13 protein-coding genes and 2 pseudogenes are annotated in these 15,140 nt (G+C 70.3%); 3 read left to right on the forward strand and 12 right to left on the reverse strand.

The window, feature by feature from the left end; translation table 11 throughout:
• Positions 1 to 4: 4 nt before the first annotated feature.
• Entirely contained in the window at positions 5 to 511 is a 507-nt protein-coding gene (locus tag OG410_RS10200; protein ID WP_329298825.1) for an NUDIX hydrolase, read from the reverse strand.
• A gap of 489 nt (positions 512 to 1,000) precedes the next feature.
• Between OG410_RS10200 and OG410_RS10205 the strand changes: the two genes are divergently transcribed.
• Positions 1,001 to 2,080 carry a lytic polysaccharide monooxygenase auxiliary activity family 9 protein gene (locus OG410_RS10205; protein WP_329298826.1) on the forward strand — a complete coding sequence of 360 codons (1,080 nt, stop codon included), beginning with the start codon at positions 1,001 to 1,003 and terminating at the stop codon, positions 2,078 to 2,080.
• Positions 2,081 to 2,239: 159 nt separating this feature from the next.
• On the opposite strand, the gene OG410_RS10210 is transcribed toward OG410_RS10205, so the two are convergent.
• Positions 2,240 to 3,100 (reverse strand): esterase/lipase family protein, encoded by an 861-nt coding sequence (locus tag OG410_RS10210; RefSeq protein ID WP_329298827.1) that lies wholly within the window; start codon positions 3,098 to 3,100, stop codon positions 2,240 to 2,242.
• A gap of 170 nt (positions 3,101 to 3,270) precedes the next feature.
• Positions 3,271 to 3,717: a MarR family winged helix-turn-helix transcriptional regulator gene (locus tag OG410_RS10215; RefSeq protein WP_326788671.1), complete on the reverse strand. Its 447-nt coding sequence runs from the start codon at positions 3,715 to 3,717 to the stop codon at positions 3,271 to 3,273.
• A 128-nt stretch (positions 3,718 to 3,845) separates the two neighbouring features.
• Between OG410_RS10215 and OG410_RS10220 the strand changes: the two genes are divergently transcribed.
• The gene (locus OG410_RS10220; protein WP_329298828.1) at positions 3,846 to 4,220 is read left to right on the forward strand and encodes a cupin domain-containing protein; all 375 of its coding nucleotides are present in this window, start codon (positions 3,846 to 3,848) and stop codon (positions 4,218 to 4,220) included.
• Positions 4,221 to 4,251: 31 nt separating this feature from the next.
• Here the strand turns inward: OG410_RS10220 and OG410_RS10225 are convergent.
• The 7 genes and pseudogenes from OG410_RS10225 to OG410_RS10255 form a co-directional block, all read right to left on the reverse strand.
• Positions 4,252 to 4,485, reverse strand: a pseudogene (locus OG410_RS10225) (hypothetical protein); the annotation flags it as partial.
• Positions 4,469 to 4,948: pseudogene (locus tag OG410_RS10230) on the reverse strand (DNA polymerase III subunit alpha); the annotation flags it as partial. The pseudogenes OG410_RS10230 and OG410_RS10225, both read right to left, overlap by 17 nt.
• Before the next feature lie 367 nt (positions 4,949 to 5,315).
• Complete coding sequence (locus OG410_RS10235; RefSeq protein WP_329298829.1) at positions 5,316 to 6,398, reverse strand: S1 family peptidase; 1,083 nt, start codon at positions 6,396 to 6,398, stop codon at positions 5,316 to 5,318.
• Positions 6,399 to 6,784: 386 nt separating this feature from the next.
• Complete coding sequence (locus tag OG410_RS10240) at positions 6,785 to 7,672, reverse strand: slipin family protein (protein ID WP_329304077.1); 888 nt, start codon at positions 7,670 to 7,672, stop codon at positions 6,785 to 6,787.
• Positions 7,673 to 7,837: 165 nt separating this feature from the next.
• Positions 7,838 to 8,740, reverse strand: coding sequence for a S1 family peptidase (locus OG410_RS10245; protein ID WP_329298830.1), 903 nt, complete (start codon positions 8,738 to 8,740; stop codon positions 7,838 to 7,840).
• Positions 8,741 to 8,984: 244 nt separating this feature from the next.
• A complete protein-coding gene (locus OG410_RS10250) occupies positions 8,985 to 9,785 on the reverse strand; it encodes a DUF1684 domain-containing protein (RefSeq protein WP_329298831.1) in 801 nt (266 codons plus the stop codon).
• A 208-nt stretch (positions 9,786 to 9,993) separates the two neighbouring features.
• On the reverse strand, positions 9,994 to 11,253 hold the full coding sequence (locus tag OG410_RS10255) for a DUF5685 family protein (protein WP_329298832.1): 1,260 nt from the start codon (positions 11,251 to 11,253) through the stop codon (positions 9,994 to 9,996).
• Positions 11,254 to 11,542: 289 nt separating this feature from the next.
• Here OG410_RS10255 and OG410_RS10260 point away from each other — a divergent pair, with 289 nt between their 5' ends.
• Entirely contained in the window at positions 11,543 to 11,980 is a 438-nt protein-coding gene (locus tag OG410_RS10260) for a cell division protein SepF (RefSeq protein ID WP_329298833.1), read from the forward strand.
• Between the two features lie 51 nt (positions 11,981 to 12,031).
• Here the strand turns inward: OG410_RS10260 and OG410_RS10265 are convergent, their stop codons facing one another.
• Entirely contained in the window at positions 12,032 to 13,222 is a 1,191-nt protein-coding gene (locus tag OG410_RS10265) for an acyl-CoA dehydrogenase family protein (RefSeq protein WP_329298834.1), read from the reverse strand.
• 225 nt (positions 13,223 to 13,447) lie between these two features.
• On the reverse strand, positions 13,448 to 15,136 hold the full coding sequence (locus OG410_RS10270) for an MFS transporter (RefSeq protein ID WP_329298835.1): 1,689 nt from the start codon (positions 15,134 to 15,136) through the stop codon (positions 13,448 to 13,450).
• Positions 15,137 to 15,140 lie beyond the last annotated feature (4 nt).

Here is a 15,140-nt window from a genome sequence, read left to right on the forward strand (position 1 = left end):
TCCGCTAGGGCTCCCGTGACCAAGCCAGTGCGGCGGCGGCGATGGTGATCGCACACCGTACTCGCTGCTCCGTGAAGGCTCTCCGCAACTCGGCGGAGCTGAACCAGACCGGTTCCTCCACCGATTCCATGACCTCCGGTGACCGCTTCCCGAACTCAGGGGTCGCCACAAATGCCTCGACCACTTCGATGGAAGACTCGATCAGGCCGGTGTCCGCGTGGAGCACGCCCAGACGTTTGGTGCTGGTCGCGGTCAGGCCGGTCTCTTCGTTCAATTCCCGGGCCGCGGCTTCCTCGACCGACTCACCGGACTCCCGGCCTCCCCGCGGGAATTCCCACGACAGATCGCCGATCGGGTAGCGGAAAGCGGGAACGAGCGCGACGGTGTCGGCCCAGCGAGGCACAACGACAACACCCGGCGTCGACCACTTCCATCGAAGATAGTGCCCCGGTTTCCCGTCAGGAGAGACGACCGCGTCGTCGTACAGGCTTCCGTAGGCGTTCCGGTACACCTCGACAGCCTCTTGTCTCCGGATACGGCGTGGTTGCATCGACTGCCTCCGAGAACAGACTTTCGAGACCAGACTTCGACAATTGACCTACAAGGCGACACCCCATCAACCGTGCCCGTCGGCCCGGCCGGCCAATCCACGGGTCGCCGTCGGCAGAACACCCCGCCTCTCCGGAGACAGCACCGTGCGAGCCGTGCGGGCCACCGCTCGGCTGTCACGGTGACCTGCGCGCGAGAGCGGACGGCCACGGACCGTTCAGCGACCCCGGCACCGGCACCCGGCAGGTGGGACACCCCCCCTCCGAACGCCCTTCCTCAGCCCCCCGTTAGCTCTGCCTTAAAGGCACCATAAGGATCTCCGTCACCCGCCTCCAGCAGGCGATTCCACGGCTTCTTGGGGCTAGCTTTCTGATCACCCCCCACGGGATCCCCCGCACGGAGCGCCGTGCGGGACTCACCCCACGCACCAGGACCGTTCGAGGAGTTCCCCATGTCCGCACGCCGCAAGGCCGCCGGCGTCGCCGTCCTCGGTGCCGCCCCGCTCGCCCTGTCCGCGCTGGCCGCGGCGCCCGCCTCGGCGCACGGCTCGATGGGGGACCCGGTGAGCCGGGTGTCCCAGTGTTACGCGGAAGGTCCGGAGAACCCCCGGTCGGATGCCTGCAAGGCGGCCGTCTCGGCGGGCGGCACCCAGGCGCTCTACGACTGGAACGGCATCCGTATCGGCGACGCGAACGGGCGGCACCAGGAGCTGATCCCGGACGGCAAACTGTGCAGCGCCGGCAACGCCGAGTTCAAGGGGCTCGACCTGGCGCGCTCCGACTGGCCCGCGACGAGCGTGAGCAGTGGCTCGTACACCTTCAAGTACCGGGTGACCGCCCCCCACAAGGGCACGTTCAAGGTCTACGTCACGAAGTCGGGCTACGACCCGTCGCGGCCGCTGGCCTGGGGCGACCTCGACCTGGCGCACCCGGTCGCGACGGCCACCGACCCGGCGGCCTCGGGCGGCTTCTACACGTTCTCCGGCACCCTCCCGGAGCGCTCCGGCAAGCAGCTCCTGTACGCGGTCTGGCAGCGCTCGGACAGCCCGGAAGCCTTCTACTCCTGCTCCGATGTGGCGTTCGGGGGCACAGGTGGCGACAAGGGCTCGGGCGGCGGCAGCGCCCCGGCACCGAGCGCCTCGGCGCCGTCCGAGAAGCAGATCGAGGACGGCAGCGACAAGTCGACCGTGGAGCACCACGGCCACGGTGACGACGATGCCGGTACGTCGGCGGAGCCGGCCGCGAGCACGGACACCGCCAAGACAGCCGAGGACACCAAGTCGGCCGGGACGGCCGAGGACTCCGGGGCCACCGCTGATTCCACCAATTCCACTGATTCCGCGGGCTCTTCGGACTCCTCGGAGAACCTGCCGGAAGCCGCCGGTTCCGCTCGGAGTCTCGCCGAGACCGGCGGCGACGCCTCCACCTCGTACATCGCGATCGGCGGTGCCGCCACGCTCGCGCTCGGTGCCGCGGCGCTGTTCGCCTCGGTGCGGCGGCGCGCGACGCCGGGCAGCCGGCGCGGGCGCTGAGAGCCGGACGACTCCGGGGGCTGACCGGCGGCTCAGGCCGGACAGCCCCCGGCGGCGTGCTCCGCCGTCCGCGTTCCGCACACGCGGGACGCGGACGGACGGACGATCACGCCAGAGTGCTCGGGCGGACCACCATGGACGAGTGGTCCGCCGAGCCGGTCAGCTGAACACCGACGCGCAGGTGGTGGTGGACGCGTGCGCCGGGTCGAGCGCGTTCGCCACCTCGTGGTACGCGATCCGGTCGAAGATCCCGATGGCCACGTGCTCGGAGAGGTCGAGCCCGCACAGGTTCTGCAACAGGACGTTGTGGACGTCGGATCCGCTCAGGAATCCGGAGCTGTACGGCGTGACCACCTCGTCGTACTTGGTGGCGATGACCGTGTAGTGGACGCCGGGGACGGTGTCGCCACCCGCGTTGAGCTTGGTCAGGAACGCGGAGCCGGCGATCTGGTCCGCAAGTCCCGGAGTCGCCGCGGACAGCAGGTCCTCCGCGCCCGGGAAGTACGGGAGCAGCTTGGTGAGTCCGTTGAGGGACGTGCCGTGGTTGTCGGGGGCGATACCGACGAGGGCGTTCACCTTGGCGGCTCCGCCGAGGAACTTGAGGTAGTAGCGGGGCATCATGCCGCCCTGCGAGTGGCCCACCACGTCGACCTTGGCGGTGCCGGTCGCGGCGAGCACTTTGTCTACGAAGACCTGGAGCTGTGCGGCCGACTTGTCGATGGGGCCGAGGCCGTTGAAGAAGGGGACGCCGGGCAGCTGCCCGTAGTCGAGGGAGAAGACGCAGTACCCGCGGCTGGTCAGGTAGGGGGCGAGGGCCAGCCAGTTGTCGACGGAGTTCCCGAAGGTGCCGTGGACGAGGACGACGGGGCGCGGGTGCGTGGCGGACGGCTTGCAGGAGTAGTTGTTCCAGCCACTGCTGGGGGCGGAATCAGCTTGTGCTGTGGCGGCGGGGACGACGGCGACCGTGGCGGTCAGGAGCAGCGCGGCCAGGGGTCTGAGCACTCGCTTCCAGGGCAGCATCGGGTGATCTCCTTGCGGCTCAAGGGAGTTGTGGGGGTTTACGCCCTGTGATCCGGATCACGAGGATGCTGTTCACTCGTCAAGTTACGGGCGAGTAGCAGACGTGTGAAGTTACGCGTCAGTAAAAACTTCCAGTGATAGCCGGAACGACCGCCGCCGGTGACGGAACGTCACCAGGTGGGCCTGATGGGACCGTAGGGCGCGATGCTCGCCAAACGCGTGCGCAACGCGCGCATTTCACCCTCCCCCAGCACTTCGGCCCACGCCCGTACGGCGTCCGCGGCCGCCTCTTCGGCCGCCCGGGTGCAGGCCCATCCGAGCTCGGTGAGCACGAGGAGCCGGGCCCGCGCGTCGTCGGGGTGCGGCCGCCGCTCCACGTACCCCTTGCGGACGAGCTCCTCGACGAGCTGACTGGCGGCCTGCTTGGTGACCCCCAGGTGGGCGGCGACGTCGGTGACCGTCGCTCCGTCCGGAGCGAGCCGCGCGAAGGCGAAGCCGTGCGCGGGCCGCACCCCCTCGAACCCCCGGGCGACCACGCCTTCGTGGATACGTTGCGTCAGCTCGCCGGCGGCGGCGAGCAGGGCGGCGGACAGGGCCATGGCCTCGGAGTTCTGCACGCACGCATTGAAACACCCTTGACTATTCGGTCAAGCCGCTTGACCATAATCGCGAGACAGGTAGTCAAGCCGCTTGACCACATTCCAGCAGTCGGCGACCCCGCCGGCTCACCGATCCTGGAGGCACCGTGCCCGTCGTCCGTTCGTCCGAAGCCGTCGCCCACGAGATCCACGGCGCCCGTTTCGTCTCGTACGCCGCTCCCCGCAGCGGCAGCAAGGAGCTGTGCGCCTGGCGCGCGGAGATTCCCGCGGGGCATCAGGCCCCCGTGCACACCGTCAACCGCGAGGAGATCTTCCTTCTCCTCTCCGGCGAACTGCTGGTCACACTCGACGGCCGCACCGAGCGGATCACCGCGGGCGACACCGTGATCATCACCCCGGGCGCGACCCTCGGCATCGAGAACCCGACCCAGGAGGCCGCGCTCTCCTGGGTCACCACGTCCATCGGCCTCCAGGCGGAACTGGCCGACGGCTCGACCCTCACACCGCCCTGGGCGAACTAGGCACCCCGGGGACGCCGACCGCCGGACGGCGTCACGCGGCCGGCGTCCCCGGGCCGATCACGTGCGGGCCGAACTTCGCCCGCGCCCGGTCGGCGACCTCCTCGATACGGCGGACCTTCTCGTCGACCGGGTCGAAGGTGAGCTGACGGGAGGCCTGCGCCGCGGGGGTCAGCCCCTCGGCGCGCAGGGCGATCACACGGACCCGGGCACGCTGGAGGCCCAGCGCCTCGTACATGCGGTACGCGGTGCCGGTCCGCGCCGACGAGACGCGGTTCGGGGAAGTGCACGCCGCCGATGCCGAGGTCGTCCTCGGGGTCGACGCGGCAGGCGGCGACGGTGGCCCGCGTCTGTTCGAGCAGCCGGTGCGTGGTGTCGCGTCAGCAGCCCGCCGCCTCGACGATCCGTTCGGCGGCGGCCGGCATGGCGGCCTCGTCCTTGAGCCAGGCCTCGCCGGAGTCCAGCTCGCGCCGGGGGTCGACGGGGACGAGCCGGCGGGCGGCGTCCAGGACGTCGGCGACCGGGCCGAGGCCCGCGTCGGCGTACCGGACGGCGTTGCTGAGCACGGGACGCACACGCTGTTCGGCGGCGAAGCCGACCATGCGGGCGGCGAGGCGCAGGGAGCCGGGGCCGGTGCCTTGACGGCCGTGCCAGACGGCTTCGAGGCGCAGGGCGTCGCCACCGAGCCCGCGAGGGTGTCCCGGTCGGTGAGCGCGAGGGCGTCCATGCCCCGCTCGGCGAGGCGCCCGGGCGCGAGGCCCCGTACCGCAGGGAGAACCCGGAGGCGGTGTACAGATGCGCGAATCCCGGCACGCACACCTCCCGACCTCTGAGCCTTTACCGACTCTCGAACACTTGTTCCCGGCTACTCACTCCACCACACCAACTCTCGAACACTTGCACGATATCCGTCGGGACCCGGTCCCACCTGCGCGAACACCGGACGGCTCGGACCGCGGGGCATGCGGGAGGAGCGCCGGCGTTCCTCCCGCCCGGGGCTCCCGGCCTGGAGAACCCGGGAGCCCCGCCCCCGCGACGTGCGCGGGAGCGGGGCTCCGCCTTCCCGGGGGAGGCCTGACCGGGAAGGCCGTCAGCCGGTCAGCCGATCTGGGCGCCGAAGGCCGAGAGCGCCTCGGGCACCGGCTGGAAGAAGGTCTCGCCGCCCGCGGTGCAGTCACCGCTGCCGCCGGAGGTGAGGCCTATCGCGGTGTCACCGGAGAAGAGCGAGCCGCCGCTGTCGCCGGGCTCGGCGCAGACGTCGGTCTGGATGAGACCGTTGACGACATCGCCGTTGCCGTAGTTCACGGTGGCGTCCAGGCCCTTGACCGTGCCGTCGTGCACCTGGGTCGTGGAGCCGCTGCGGGTCACCTTCATGCCGACGGTGGCGTCGCCCGCCTTGGTGATGGGCTGCGTGGAGCCGTTGTAGAGGTCGACCTCGCTCGGGTGGTCCGTGGTCGCCGTGTACTTGACCAGGCCGAAGTCGTTGTCGGGGAAGCTGGACTGCTCGTTCGTGCCGATCTGTTTGCCGTCGGAGTCCGACCAGGTGGAGATCGCCTCGGTGCAGTGCCCGGCGGTGATGAAGTACGGCTGCCCGCCCTTGACCACGTTGAAGCCGAGCGAACAGCGCCCGCCGGAACCGCTGATGGCGTCACCACCGGCGATGAAGGTCTTGAACTCCCCCTTCGTTCGCTTGAGTTCGGCCTTGGCGCCGAGGCCGTCGACGACCTTGGCAAGTCTGGCCCACTCGGCGTCGGAGACCGTGCGGTCGGCGGTGACGACGACCTGGTTGGTCTCCGGGTCGGTGGCCCAGGACGTACCGGGGATGCTCGCGTCCTTCTTGAGCGTGGTGCGGGCGCCGGACAGCTCGGCGAGGGAGTTCTCGACGATCCTGGCCCTGGCTCCGGCCGCCGTGACGGTCTTGGCCGCGGCCTCGTCGAGCACGTTGACGACGAGGTGCCGGGACTTCGCGTCGTAGTACGTTCCCGCGCCATCGGCGCCCAGGTCCTCGCCGAGGGCTGAGGCGAGCTTTCCGGCCGCCGCGACGGAGAGGGTGTGCGGCCCGCGGCTCTTCGGGGCCTCGCTCGCGTTCGCAGTCTGGAAGGTGACTCCGGCGGCGACGAGTGCGGCGATGCCCGCACCCGTGATGAGGGCAGGCCTCTTGGACATACGTCGGTGCTTCAACTCACGTCCTCCTGTGGGGGGTCGGTCCGGGAGGTTGTGGGGACCTCCGGGACCGGAAGGCGTACGGACATGGGCGCCCGGCACGACGAAAAGTCCGTACCGTCGCGTCCATGCCAGTTGTTCCTCGACCACTATTCCGAGACGCACAGGGAACACACAAGGTCGACTTCAGGACGCCTGTACGACAACAGCCGTACCCCTTCTACGTCCTGACTGTGCGTGGTCACGCCCCGTGGATTCGCACAGCAAACGCGGAAACACGCGTCGCACCGCAGCGGCTCACGAGATCTGGCCCTGTCTTGATATCGCCCTCGCGCGGGGCGCATCCAAGAAGGCTCTCCCGCAAGGCGGTTGCTTCCGCACCGGTTGCTCCGCCCGGCGGCGGACTACTCGAGCTCGGCCCCGGGCTGCCGTTCCACCACGGGTGACACACCCGGCGTCCGCTCCGACTCCGGCTGCGGCTGCGGCTGCGGCTGCGGCTGCGGCTGCGGCTGAGCAACCGTCGGCGGCTGTCCCGACTGGGCCCGTTCCAGGAAGCGCAGCAGTTCGACCGGGAAGGGCAGGACGAGGGTGGAGTTCTTCTCGGCCGCGACGGCCACCACCGTCTGGAGCAGCCGCAGTTGGAGCGCGGCCGGCTGTTCCGACATCACGCCGGCGGCCTCCGCGAGCTTCTTGGACGCCTGAAGTTCCGCGTCCGCGTTGATGATCCGGGCCCTGCGCTCGCGGTCGGCCTCGGCCTGGCGGGCCATGGACCGTTTCATCGTCTCGGGCAGCGAGACGTCCTTGATCTCGACCCGGTCGATCTGCACGCCCCAGCCGATCGCCGGGCTGTCGATCATCAACTCCAGCCCCTGGTTGAGCTTTTCGCGGTTGGAGAGCAGATCGTCCAGGTCGCTCTTGCCGATGATCGACCGGAGGGAGGTCTGCGCCATCTGCGAGACCGCGAAGCGGTAGTCCTCGACCTGGATGATCGCATTCGCCGCGTCCACCACCTTGAAGTAGACGACCGCGTCCACGCGGACCGTGACGTTGTCCCGGGTGATGCCCTCCTGGGCCGGGATGGGCAGGGTCACGATCTGCATGTTGACCTTGCGCAGCCGGTCCACGAACGGCACGACCATGGTGAAGCCGGGGCCGCGGACCTCGGAGCGCAGCCTGCCGAGCCGCAGCACCACGCCCCGTTCGTACTGTTTGACGACGCGGGCGGCGGCCATCGTGTAGACCAGCCCCACGGACACGACGGAGACTCCCGCCACCACCAGTTCCTCGACCATCACGGCCCCCCAGGGTCCGACGTGGCGCACCGGGCGTGCAGAGCGCGCGCTTCGAAGGTAGACCCGTCACCGGAGCAAGGGCGAGCCCCCGCACGCTGGTTGCGTGCGGGGGCTCGCCTGCTGCTGACCGCAGGTCTGACTGTGGGGGGTTGTCGTACGCGCCGGTCAGAAGACGTGGACCCCGTAGGCGCTGAGGGCCTCGGTCACGGGCTGGAAGAACGTCGTACCGCCGGAGGTGCAGTTGCCGCTGCCGCCGGAGGTCAGACCGTACGCGACGGTGCCGCCGTAGAGCGAGCCGCCGGAGTCACCGGGCTCGGCGCAGACCGTGGTCTGGATCATGCCGTAGACGATGTCGCCGGAACCGTAGTTGACCGTCGCGTTGAGCGCGGTGACACGGCCGCTGTGGATGCCGGTCGTGGAGCCGCGACGGTAGACGGTGGTACCCACGGAGGGCGTGGCAGCGCTGGTGATGTCCTGGCTGCCGACCGCGCCCGACTTGGCGACGGACGTGTTCGTGTAGCGCACGATGCCGTAGTCGTTGGTCGGGAAGCTGGAGCCGGCGGTGGTGCCGAGCGTGGTCGTGTGCCCGGAGTTCGACCACCAGGTGCCCGCGCCGTCGGTGCAGTGACCGGCGGTCAGGAAGTAGTAGTTCCCGCTGCTGTCCTGGACGTTGAAGCCGAGCGAGCAGCGCCAGCTACTCGCATAGATTGCGTCGCCGCCGGCGATCAGTTTGTTGAACTTGCCCGCGGTGTGCTTGATCGTGAGGGCGTCGGCGTTGGTGCCGGCGTCCTTCTTGATCTGCGCGATCTCGGCTTTCGAGACCGTGCTGTCGACGGTGACGACCACACGGTTCGTCTTGGCGTCGACCGCCCAGGCGGTGCCCGCGATGTCGGACTGGAGTACCGACTTGTTGACACTGCTCAGCTGAGTGGAGCTGAAGGTCTGGACGTCGGACGCGTTCGCACTGGGGATTGCGAACGCTGCCGCGGCGACGAGTCCGGTGGTCACGGCGATCAGCCGACTCCGTCTCGCGATGCCACTGCGGGGGGTGGTGCGCTTGATCCTCACGTTTCGTTCCTCCGAAGGGAAGTAAGGGGTCCCGTGTCGTGGGGTCGGGGCCCGTGAGGCGCAGCCGGGAGCCGCCCGTCCGGATTCCGAACAAGCCATGCCCCTGACAAGCGCTGAGGGGGAGTATTCGGCTGTGCGGCCGACAGGCGCAAGGGCGCCTTTCGGCCGTGCAGCGTTCAACTTGCCCTCATCCAAAGGAGGTTGATCATCGGACCACTGAAGGCGCAGGATTTCCCGCGCGTTTTCAGGAGTCCCGGGGACCTCGGGCCAATCGGCGCTCCCCCGCGGCGACGGCCACGCGCAGCGTATTTCCGGGCGGCGGGAACGGGCAGACGAAATGGTCGGCGAACGCGCACGGCGGAAGCACGGTCCGGTTGAAGTCCGCCGTCGTACGCCCCTCGGCGTCGGGCGCCGCGGGCCGCAGGAACCGGAAGCGGTAACTGCTGTCCCCGCTGGTGGTGTCGGCGAAGACGGCCCACAGCGTGCCGTCGCTCTCGACCGACACCTGGAGGGTGATGTCCTGCCCGTCCAGGGTGAAGGCGAGGACTCCGCCGAGGGCGAGCCCGCGGGTCACCCCGTCGGCGTTCTCGACGCGCACGGTACGGCCCTCGCCGTACGGGGTGAACTGTCCGGGCACCGCCCAGCGCTCGTCGTACGGGGTCGCCTCGATGCCGGCGAAGGCTTTCCGGGCGGGTGCGTCGGGGTCGTAGTCGCGTACGCCCCACATCCCCTCGCGCGCCAGGACGACGAACCGCCGCTCCCCGCGTCCGACCCGGGCTCCGCCGGCCGGTCCGTAGTCGGCGTCCACCACGATGTCGCCGGTGAAGGGCTCGCCGTCGACCGTGAGCCCGTCCTCGGCGGCAGCCGTCAGGGTCACTTGGCCGCCCTTGACGGCCCAATGCCCCGGGATGTCCGGAAGTCGCCCTTCCGGATAGTCCTCGATCCAGTGGGTTCCGGTGAGCGCGAGCGGTCCGTACGGCGCCGAAACCGTCGCCACGCGGTGCTCCTGCCAGTGCTTCCAGTCCTCGGGTGCGTCCGTCGTCATGTGATCAACCCTTCCACACGAGCGGCTCGGCCAGGTCGAGGTGCGGGCGCGACGCGATGCCCGTCTATTCGGTTATTCGGTGCGGCACGATCCGCGGTCCTGGAGCGGCACCATCACCCGGTCCGCGAACTCCTCCGGTCCGCAGGGCATCGCGGGGCGCGAGGACGAAGCCGTCTGCGGCACCGCCCCCCATGCGCCTTTCCGCCCGTCACAACCCGCAGTCACAGCACTCGCAGCACTCACAGCACTTGCACGCCTCGCAGCAACCGCAGTCGCAGTCGCAGTTGTTCAGGCATCCTTCGCGCTTCTTGCGCGACCACGGGCCCTCGTACTGATCGGCGCAGCACATCTTGCAGGTGCAGCACAGTCCGACGGCGGCGGCGCAGCCGGCCCAGAATCCGCGCTTGCCGGGGTTGGGAGGCTGGACGGAAGGGCCGCCGCCGAAGGGGTTGCCGCCACCGGTGTACGGATTCCCGCCCTGCCGGGGCGGACCGAAGGAGCCCTCGGGTCCGAGCAGGACGGCGGAGCCCGGCGCGTCGAGAAGACGGCCGGACCCGGGAGAGCCGAGGGAGCCGTGCGGTCCGTGTGCTCCGTCCTCCGCGTGCCCGCACCCCGACGTCCCGAACGCGCGGTCCACCGAGCGGCCCAGTTCGTGGGCGAGCAGTACATGCGCCAGTCTGCCGTCGGTGAACTCGGCCTCGCGCAGCGCGAGCCGTATCCCGTGCAGGGCGTCATCGGCGAGCCGACGGGCCTCGGTGAGCGAGGTCCCGGTGGCGGAGAGGGGGTTCCAGGCTCCTGACGCGGCGTCGGTTTCCCTGTCCTCCACGGCGTCCAGCAGATGAGCGAGCCGTCCGAAGAGCCGTCCGGCCTCGGCCAGCGGAGCGGCGTTGCCGGGGCGGCCCGCGAGGACGGCGGTGTACGCGAAGGCGGCGGCGGTGGCGGTCTCGGTGGGTTCCGTGACGGTCAGCAACGGCGTTCCCGGCCCGGCCAGCGCCTCGATCCCGACCTGCCGGTCCACGGCGTCGACGAGCACGGCCGTGTCGAAGCCGACGGCGGTTCCCGTTCGCGCCCCGGCCCTGCCCCAGCTCGCGGCCACCCGGCGCGCGGCCGACGCGACCGGCTTGCGCGCCAGGATCCCGTCCCCGTCGGCGACATGGTCGCGCACCTTCGCCGAGGCGAGGACCAGCGAGACGGCGGCGGCGAGCCGCGCGCCCTCACCCTGCGCGACGGAGGCGGTCCGCATGCCGCGCAGCGGACAGGGGCCCGCCGTGCGACGCCATCCCGTCGCCCGCTCGGCCTGAGCCTCCGTCAGAACCGATATCAGCAGGCCGTCATAGTTGGTGACCACCCGCGCGAACTGACCGTGGTCCCCGCGCAGCGCGAGACAGAGCCCGCACAGATGCGCCATCCACTGCGTCTTGAGCCCCTCACCGAGACGGTGGCTGCAGGGCCTCACGATTCCGAACACGACACTCCCCCGTGACCCGTACGACATTGAGGTCGGGCATCGTATCGACCCTCCCGTTCACCCGTACGCCCCGCTCGTCACCCGGTCGCCGCGAGAAATCATATTTCACTCTCAGTCAGCAGCCTTACCCCGTACGACCCTTGGGGGGCGCGGGCTCTCGACGGATTCGCTGTGCACCAGTACCGTCACGAAACCCCCACGCGGCGTCTATCCACTTGGCGCGACATCCGCATCATGGACGACCATGGGGATGCGGAAGCACGAAAGACCGCTGTGAGAGGAGGCGTCCATGGGATCGGTGCGCAAGGCGAGTGCCTGGCTTGGCCTCGTCGACGACAACGATGACGAGCGTTACTACGACGACGACTACGCCGAGGGTCAGGACTCCGGCAACGCCTGGGTCACCGACCCTCGCGTGAAGGTTGCTTCCGAGACGGCGGAGGAGAAGGGCCGCCGGATCGGCACGGTCACCCCGGACAGCTTCCGGGACGCACGCGGTATCGGCGAACTCTTCCGGGACGGCGTCCCGGTCATCATCAACCTCACGTCCATGGAGGCCGCCGACGCCAAGCGCGTGGTGGACTTCGCGGCCGGCCTGACCTTCGGTCTGCGCGGCACCATCGAGCGGGTGGCGACCCGGGTCTTCCTGCTGACCCCCGCGCATACGGAGATCGTCAGCGGCGACGCCGCGGGCCGTCAGACGGACGGTTTCTTCAACCAGAGCTGAGGCAGGGCCGCTCACCGGCCCTGCCCGGCCGGTGCTTCACACGCGGGACCGTCACCGGAAGGCGTCGAGCCCGGTGAGCGCCTTGCCCAGCACGAGCTGATGCATCTCGACGGTGCCCTCGTAGGTGAGCACCGACTCCAGGTTCGTGGCGTGCCGCATCACGGGGTATTCCAGCGAGATCCCGTTGGCACCGAGGATCGTGCGCGAGGTACGGCAGATCTCGATGGCCTCGCGTACGTTGTTGAGCTTGCCGAAGCTGATCTGCTCGGGGCGGAGCCGTCCCGCGTCCATGCGGCGGCCCAGGTGATGGGCGAGCAGGATCCCCTTGTGCAGTTCGAGGGCCATGTCGGCGAGTTTGGCCTGGGTGAGCTGGAAGCCGCCGATGGGGCGCCCGAACTGCTCACGCGTCCTCGCGTACGCGAGGGCGGACTCGAAACTGGACCGCGCCGCGCCCATGGCGCCCCACACGATCCCGTACCGCGCGTGCGAGAGGCAGCCGAGCGGGCCCTTGAGGCCGACGACGTCGGGCAGGACGGCGTCGGCCGGCAGCCGCACGTCGTCGAGGACGAGCTCGCTGGTCACGCTCGCCCGCAGGGACCACTTGTGCTTGATCTCGGGGGCGGAGAAGCCGGGCGCGTCGGTGGGCACGACGAATCCGCGGATGCCGTCGTCGGTCTGCGCCCAGACGACGGCGACACCGGCGACGGAACCGTTGGTGATCCACATCTTGCGCCCGTTCAGGATCCAGTCCCCGCCGTCGCGCTTGGCGTGCGTCCGCATGGAGGCGGGGTCGGAGCCGTGGTCGGGCTCGGTCAGCCCGAAGCACCCGATGATCTCGCCGGAGGCCATGCCCGGCAGCCAGGCCCGCTTCTGCTCCTCGCTGCCGAACCGGTGGATGGCGTACATGGCCAGGGAGCCCTGAACCGAGACGAGCGAACGGATCCCGGAGTCGGCCGCTTCGAGCTCCAGGCAGGCGAGGCCGTACTGCACGGCGCTGGCCCCCGCGCACCCGTACCCCTGGAGCGACATGCCGAGGGCGCCGATCCCGCCCAGCTCCCGCGCCAGTTCCCGGATGCCGGGCAGCTCGCCCTTCTCGTACCAGTCGGCTACGTACGGCAGCACCCGGTCCGCGGCCCAGCTCCGCACGGTGTCGCGGACGGCCAGCTCCTCCGCGTCCAGCAGGTCGTCGATCCCGAGCGGGTCGGCGGGGTCGAAGGGCGGCAGCTTCGAGGACGCGGACATACGACAGCCTCCGGCAGGGTGACAACTAGCACCGCTAGTTAAGGATCTCGGCCCGACGTTACGACGCAGTGTCCCGCAAGTCCAGGGCACTTGCTCACAGCACCCGGGAGCCCGGCGCCCGGCCGGCCTGCCCAGTGGGCGACGCGGGGCGACCAGGGCTTCCGGCTCGCGGGTGCGGCACCGGCTCGCGAGCCGGAGGCCCTGCCCAGGAGCGGACCGGGGAACCTAAGCGGAGACGCGGCTCTCGGCGGTCCCGGCGGCGTCACGGGGAACCGGAATACCGGTCGGGCCCGGCGCCACCGGAATACCGGCGGGGCCCGGCGCGGAGGCCGGGACGGCGACGACGTCCGAGGCGGGAGCCGCAATCGCGGCGGTGCCGCACTCCATGACCCGCGGCAGCCGCAGCGCCATCACCGCGCCGAGCAGCAACAGGCCGGCGCTCACCAGCAGGGTCACGTGCAGTCCGTGCACGAAGGAGTCCCTGGCGGCCTGCCGCAGGGCACCGCCGGACGTGCCGCCGAGCCGGTCGGCGACCTGGTACGCCTCGCCCAGCGAGTGTCCCGCCGCCGCCGAATCGGCCGCCGGGACCCCGGGGACGGACGACAGCCCTGGCGTGTACGCCGCGTTCATCACGCTCCCCAGCAGCGCGATCCCTATCCCCGCGCCGAGCTGGTACGAGGTCTCGCCGATCGCCGCGGCGCCGCCCGACTGCGCCTGCGGCGCCTCGCTGAGCATGGACTCGTACGCCCCGAAGAGCGTGGTCTCCAGGCCGAAGCCCAGCAGCACGAAGCCGAAGAGCAGCAGCGTGGCGTTGTCGTTCCCGCCCATCGCGGTGAGCGTGACGACGGCCGCCGCGGTGAGACAGAACCCGAAGGAGACCATCGCGCGCGGCCCGAACCTGCGCAGCAGCTTCGCCCCGGCGAGACCGGCGGCCATCGCCGCGATGGTGAGCGGCAGCAGCCGCAGCCCGGTCTGCAGGGGCGACAGGCCGAGTACGAGCTGGAGGTACTGCGCGGCGATCAGTTCCAGGCCCACCAGGGCGAGCATGGCGAGGACGATGCACCCCACCGACGTGCTGAAGGCGGGACGCGCGAACATGCGCAGGTCGACCAGGGGATGCGCGCGCCGCCGCTGCCGCCGTACGAAGACGGCCATCAGCACGGCGCCGACGAGCAGCGGCACGAGGGTGAAGGGGCTGAAGGGCGCCTCGCCGCCGCCGAGACGCTTCACGCCGAGGACGAGTCCGAACAGGCCGGCGGCGGCCATGAGCGCCCCGACGACGTCCCAGGGACCGTCGCGGTCGCCGTGGGACTCGGGCAGCAGCAGCCGTCCGACCGGCAGGCTGATGATCATCAGCGGAATGTTGACGAGGAAGACCGATCCCCACCAGAAGTGTTCGAGGAGGAAGCCGCCGAGGAGCGGTCCGACCGCCGCTCCGACGGCGGCGACGGCGCTCCAGATGCCGATCGCGAGCGCCCGTTCGCGGCGGTCGGGGAAGACCTCGCGCAGGATCGACAGCGTGGCGGGCATGATCATGGCGCCGCCGATGCCGAGCAGGGCGCGGGCGCCTATCAGAAGCTGCGCGTTCCCGGAGAAGGCCGCGATGCCGGAGGCGACTCCGAAGAGGGCGTAACCGAGGAGGAGGACCCGTCGTCTGCCGATCCGGTCACCGAGCGTGCCGAAGAGGATGAGGAGCGAGGCGCAGACGAGCGGATAGATGTCGACGATCCAGAGCAGTTCCATCGCGCCGGGCTTCAGGTCCTCGGTGACGGCGGGCACCGCGACATGGAGAACGGTGGCGTCGATGGCAACGAGCAGCAGGCTGACGCACAGGACGACGAGGACGACCCAGCGGTTGGCACCGGCTCCGGTCTCCCGACGGCATCGCGCAGCGGCCGTGGTCGTCCCGGACATGTAC

The sequence above is a fragment of the Streptomyces sp. NBC_00659 genome (genome assembly GCF_036226925.1).
Classification (GTDB): Bacteria; Actinomycetota; Actinomycetes; order Streptomycetales; family Streptomycetaceae; genus Streptomyces.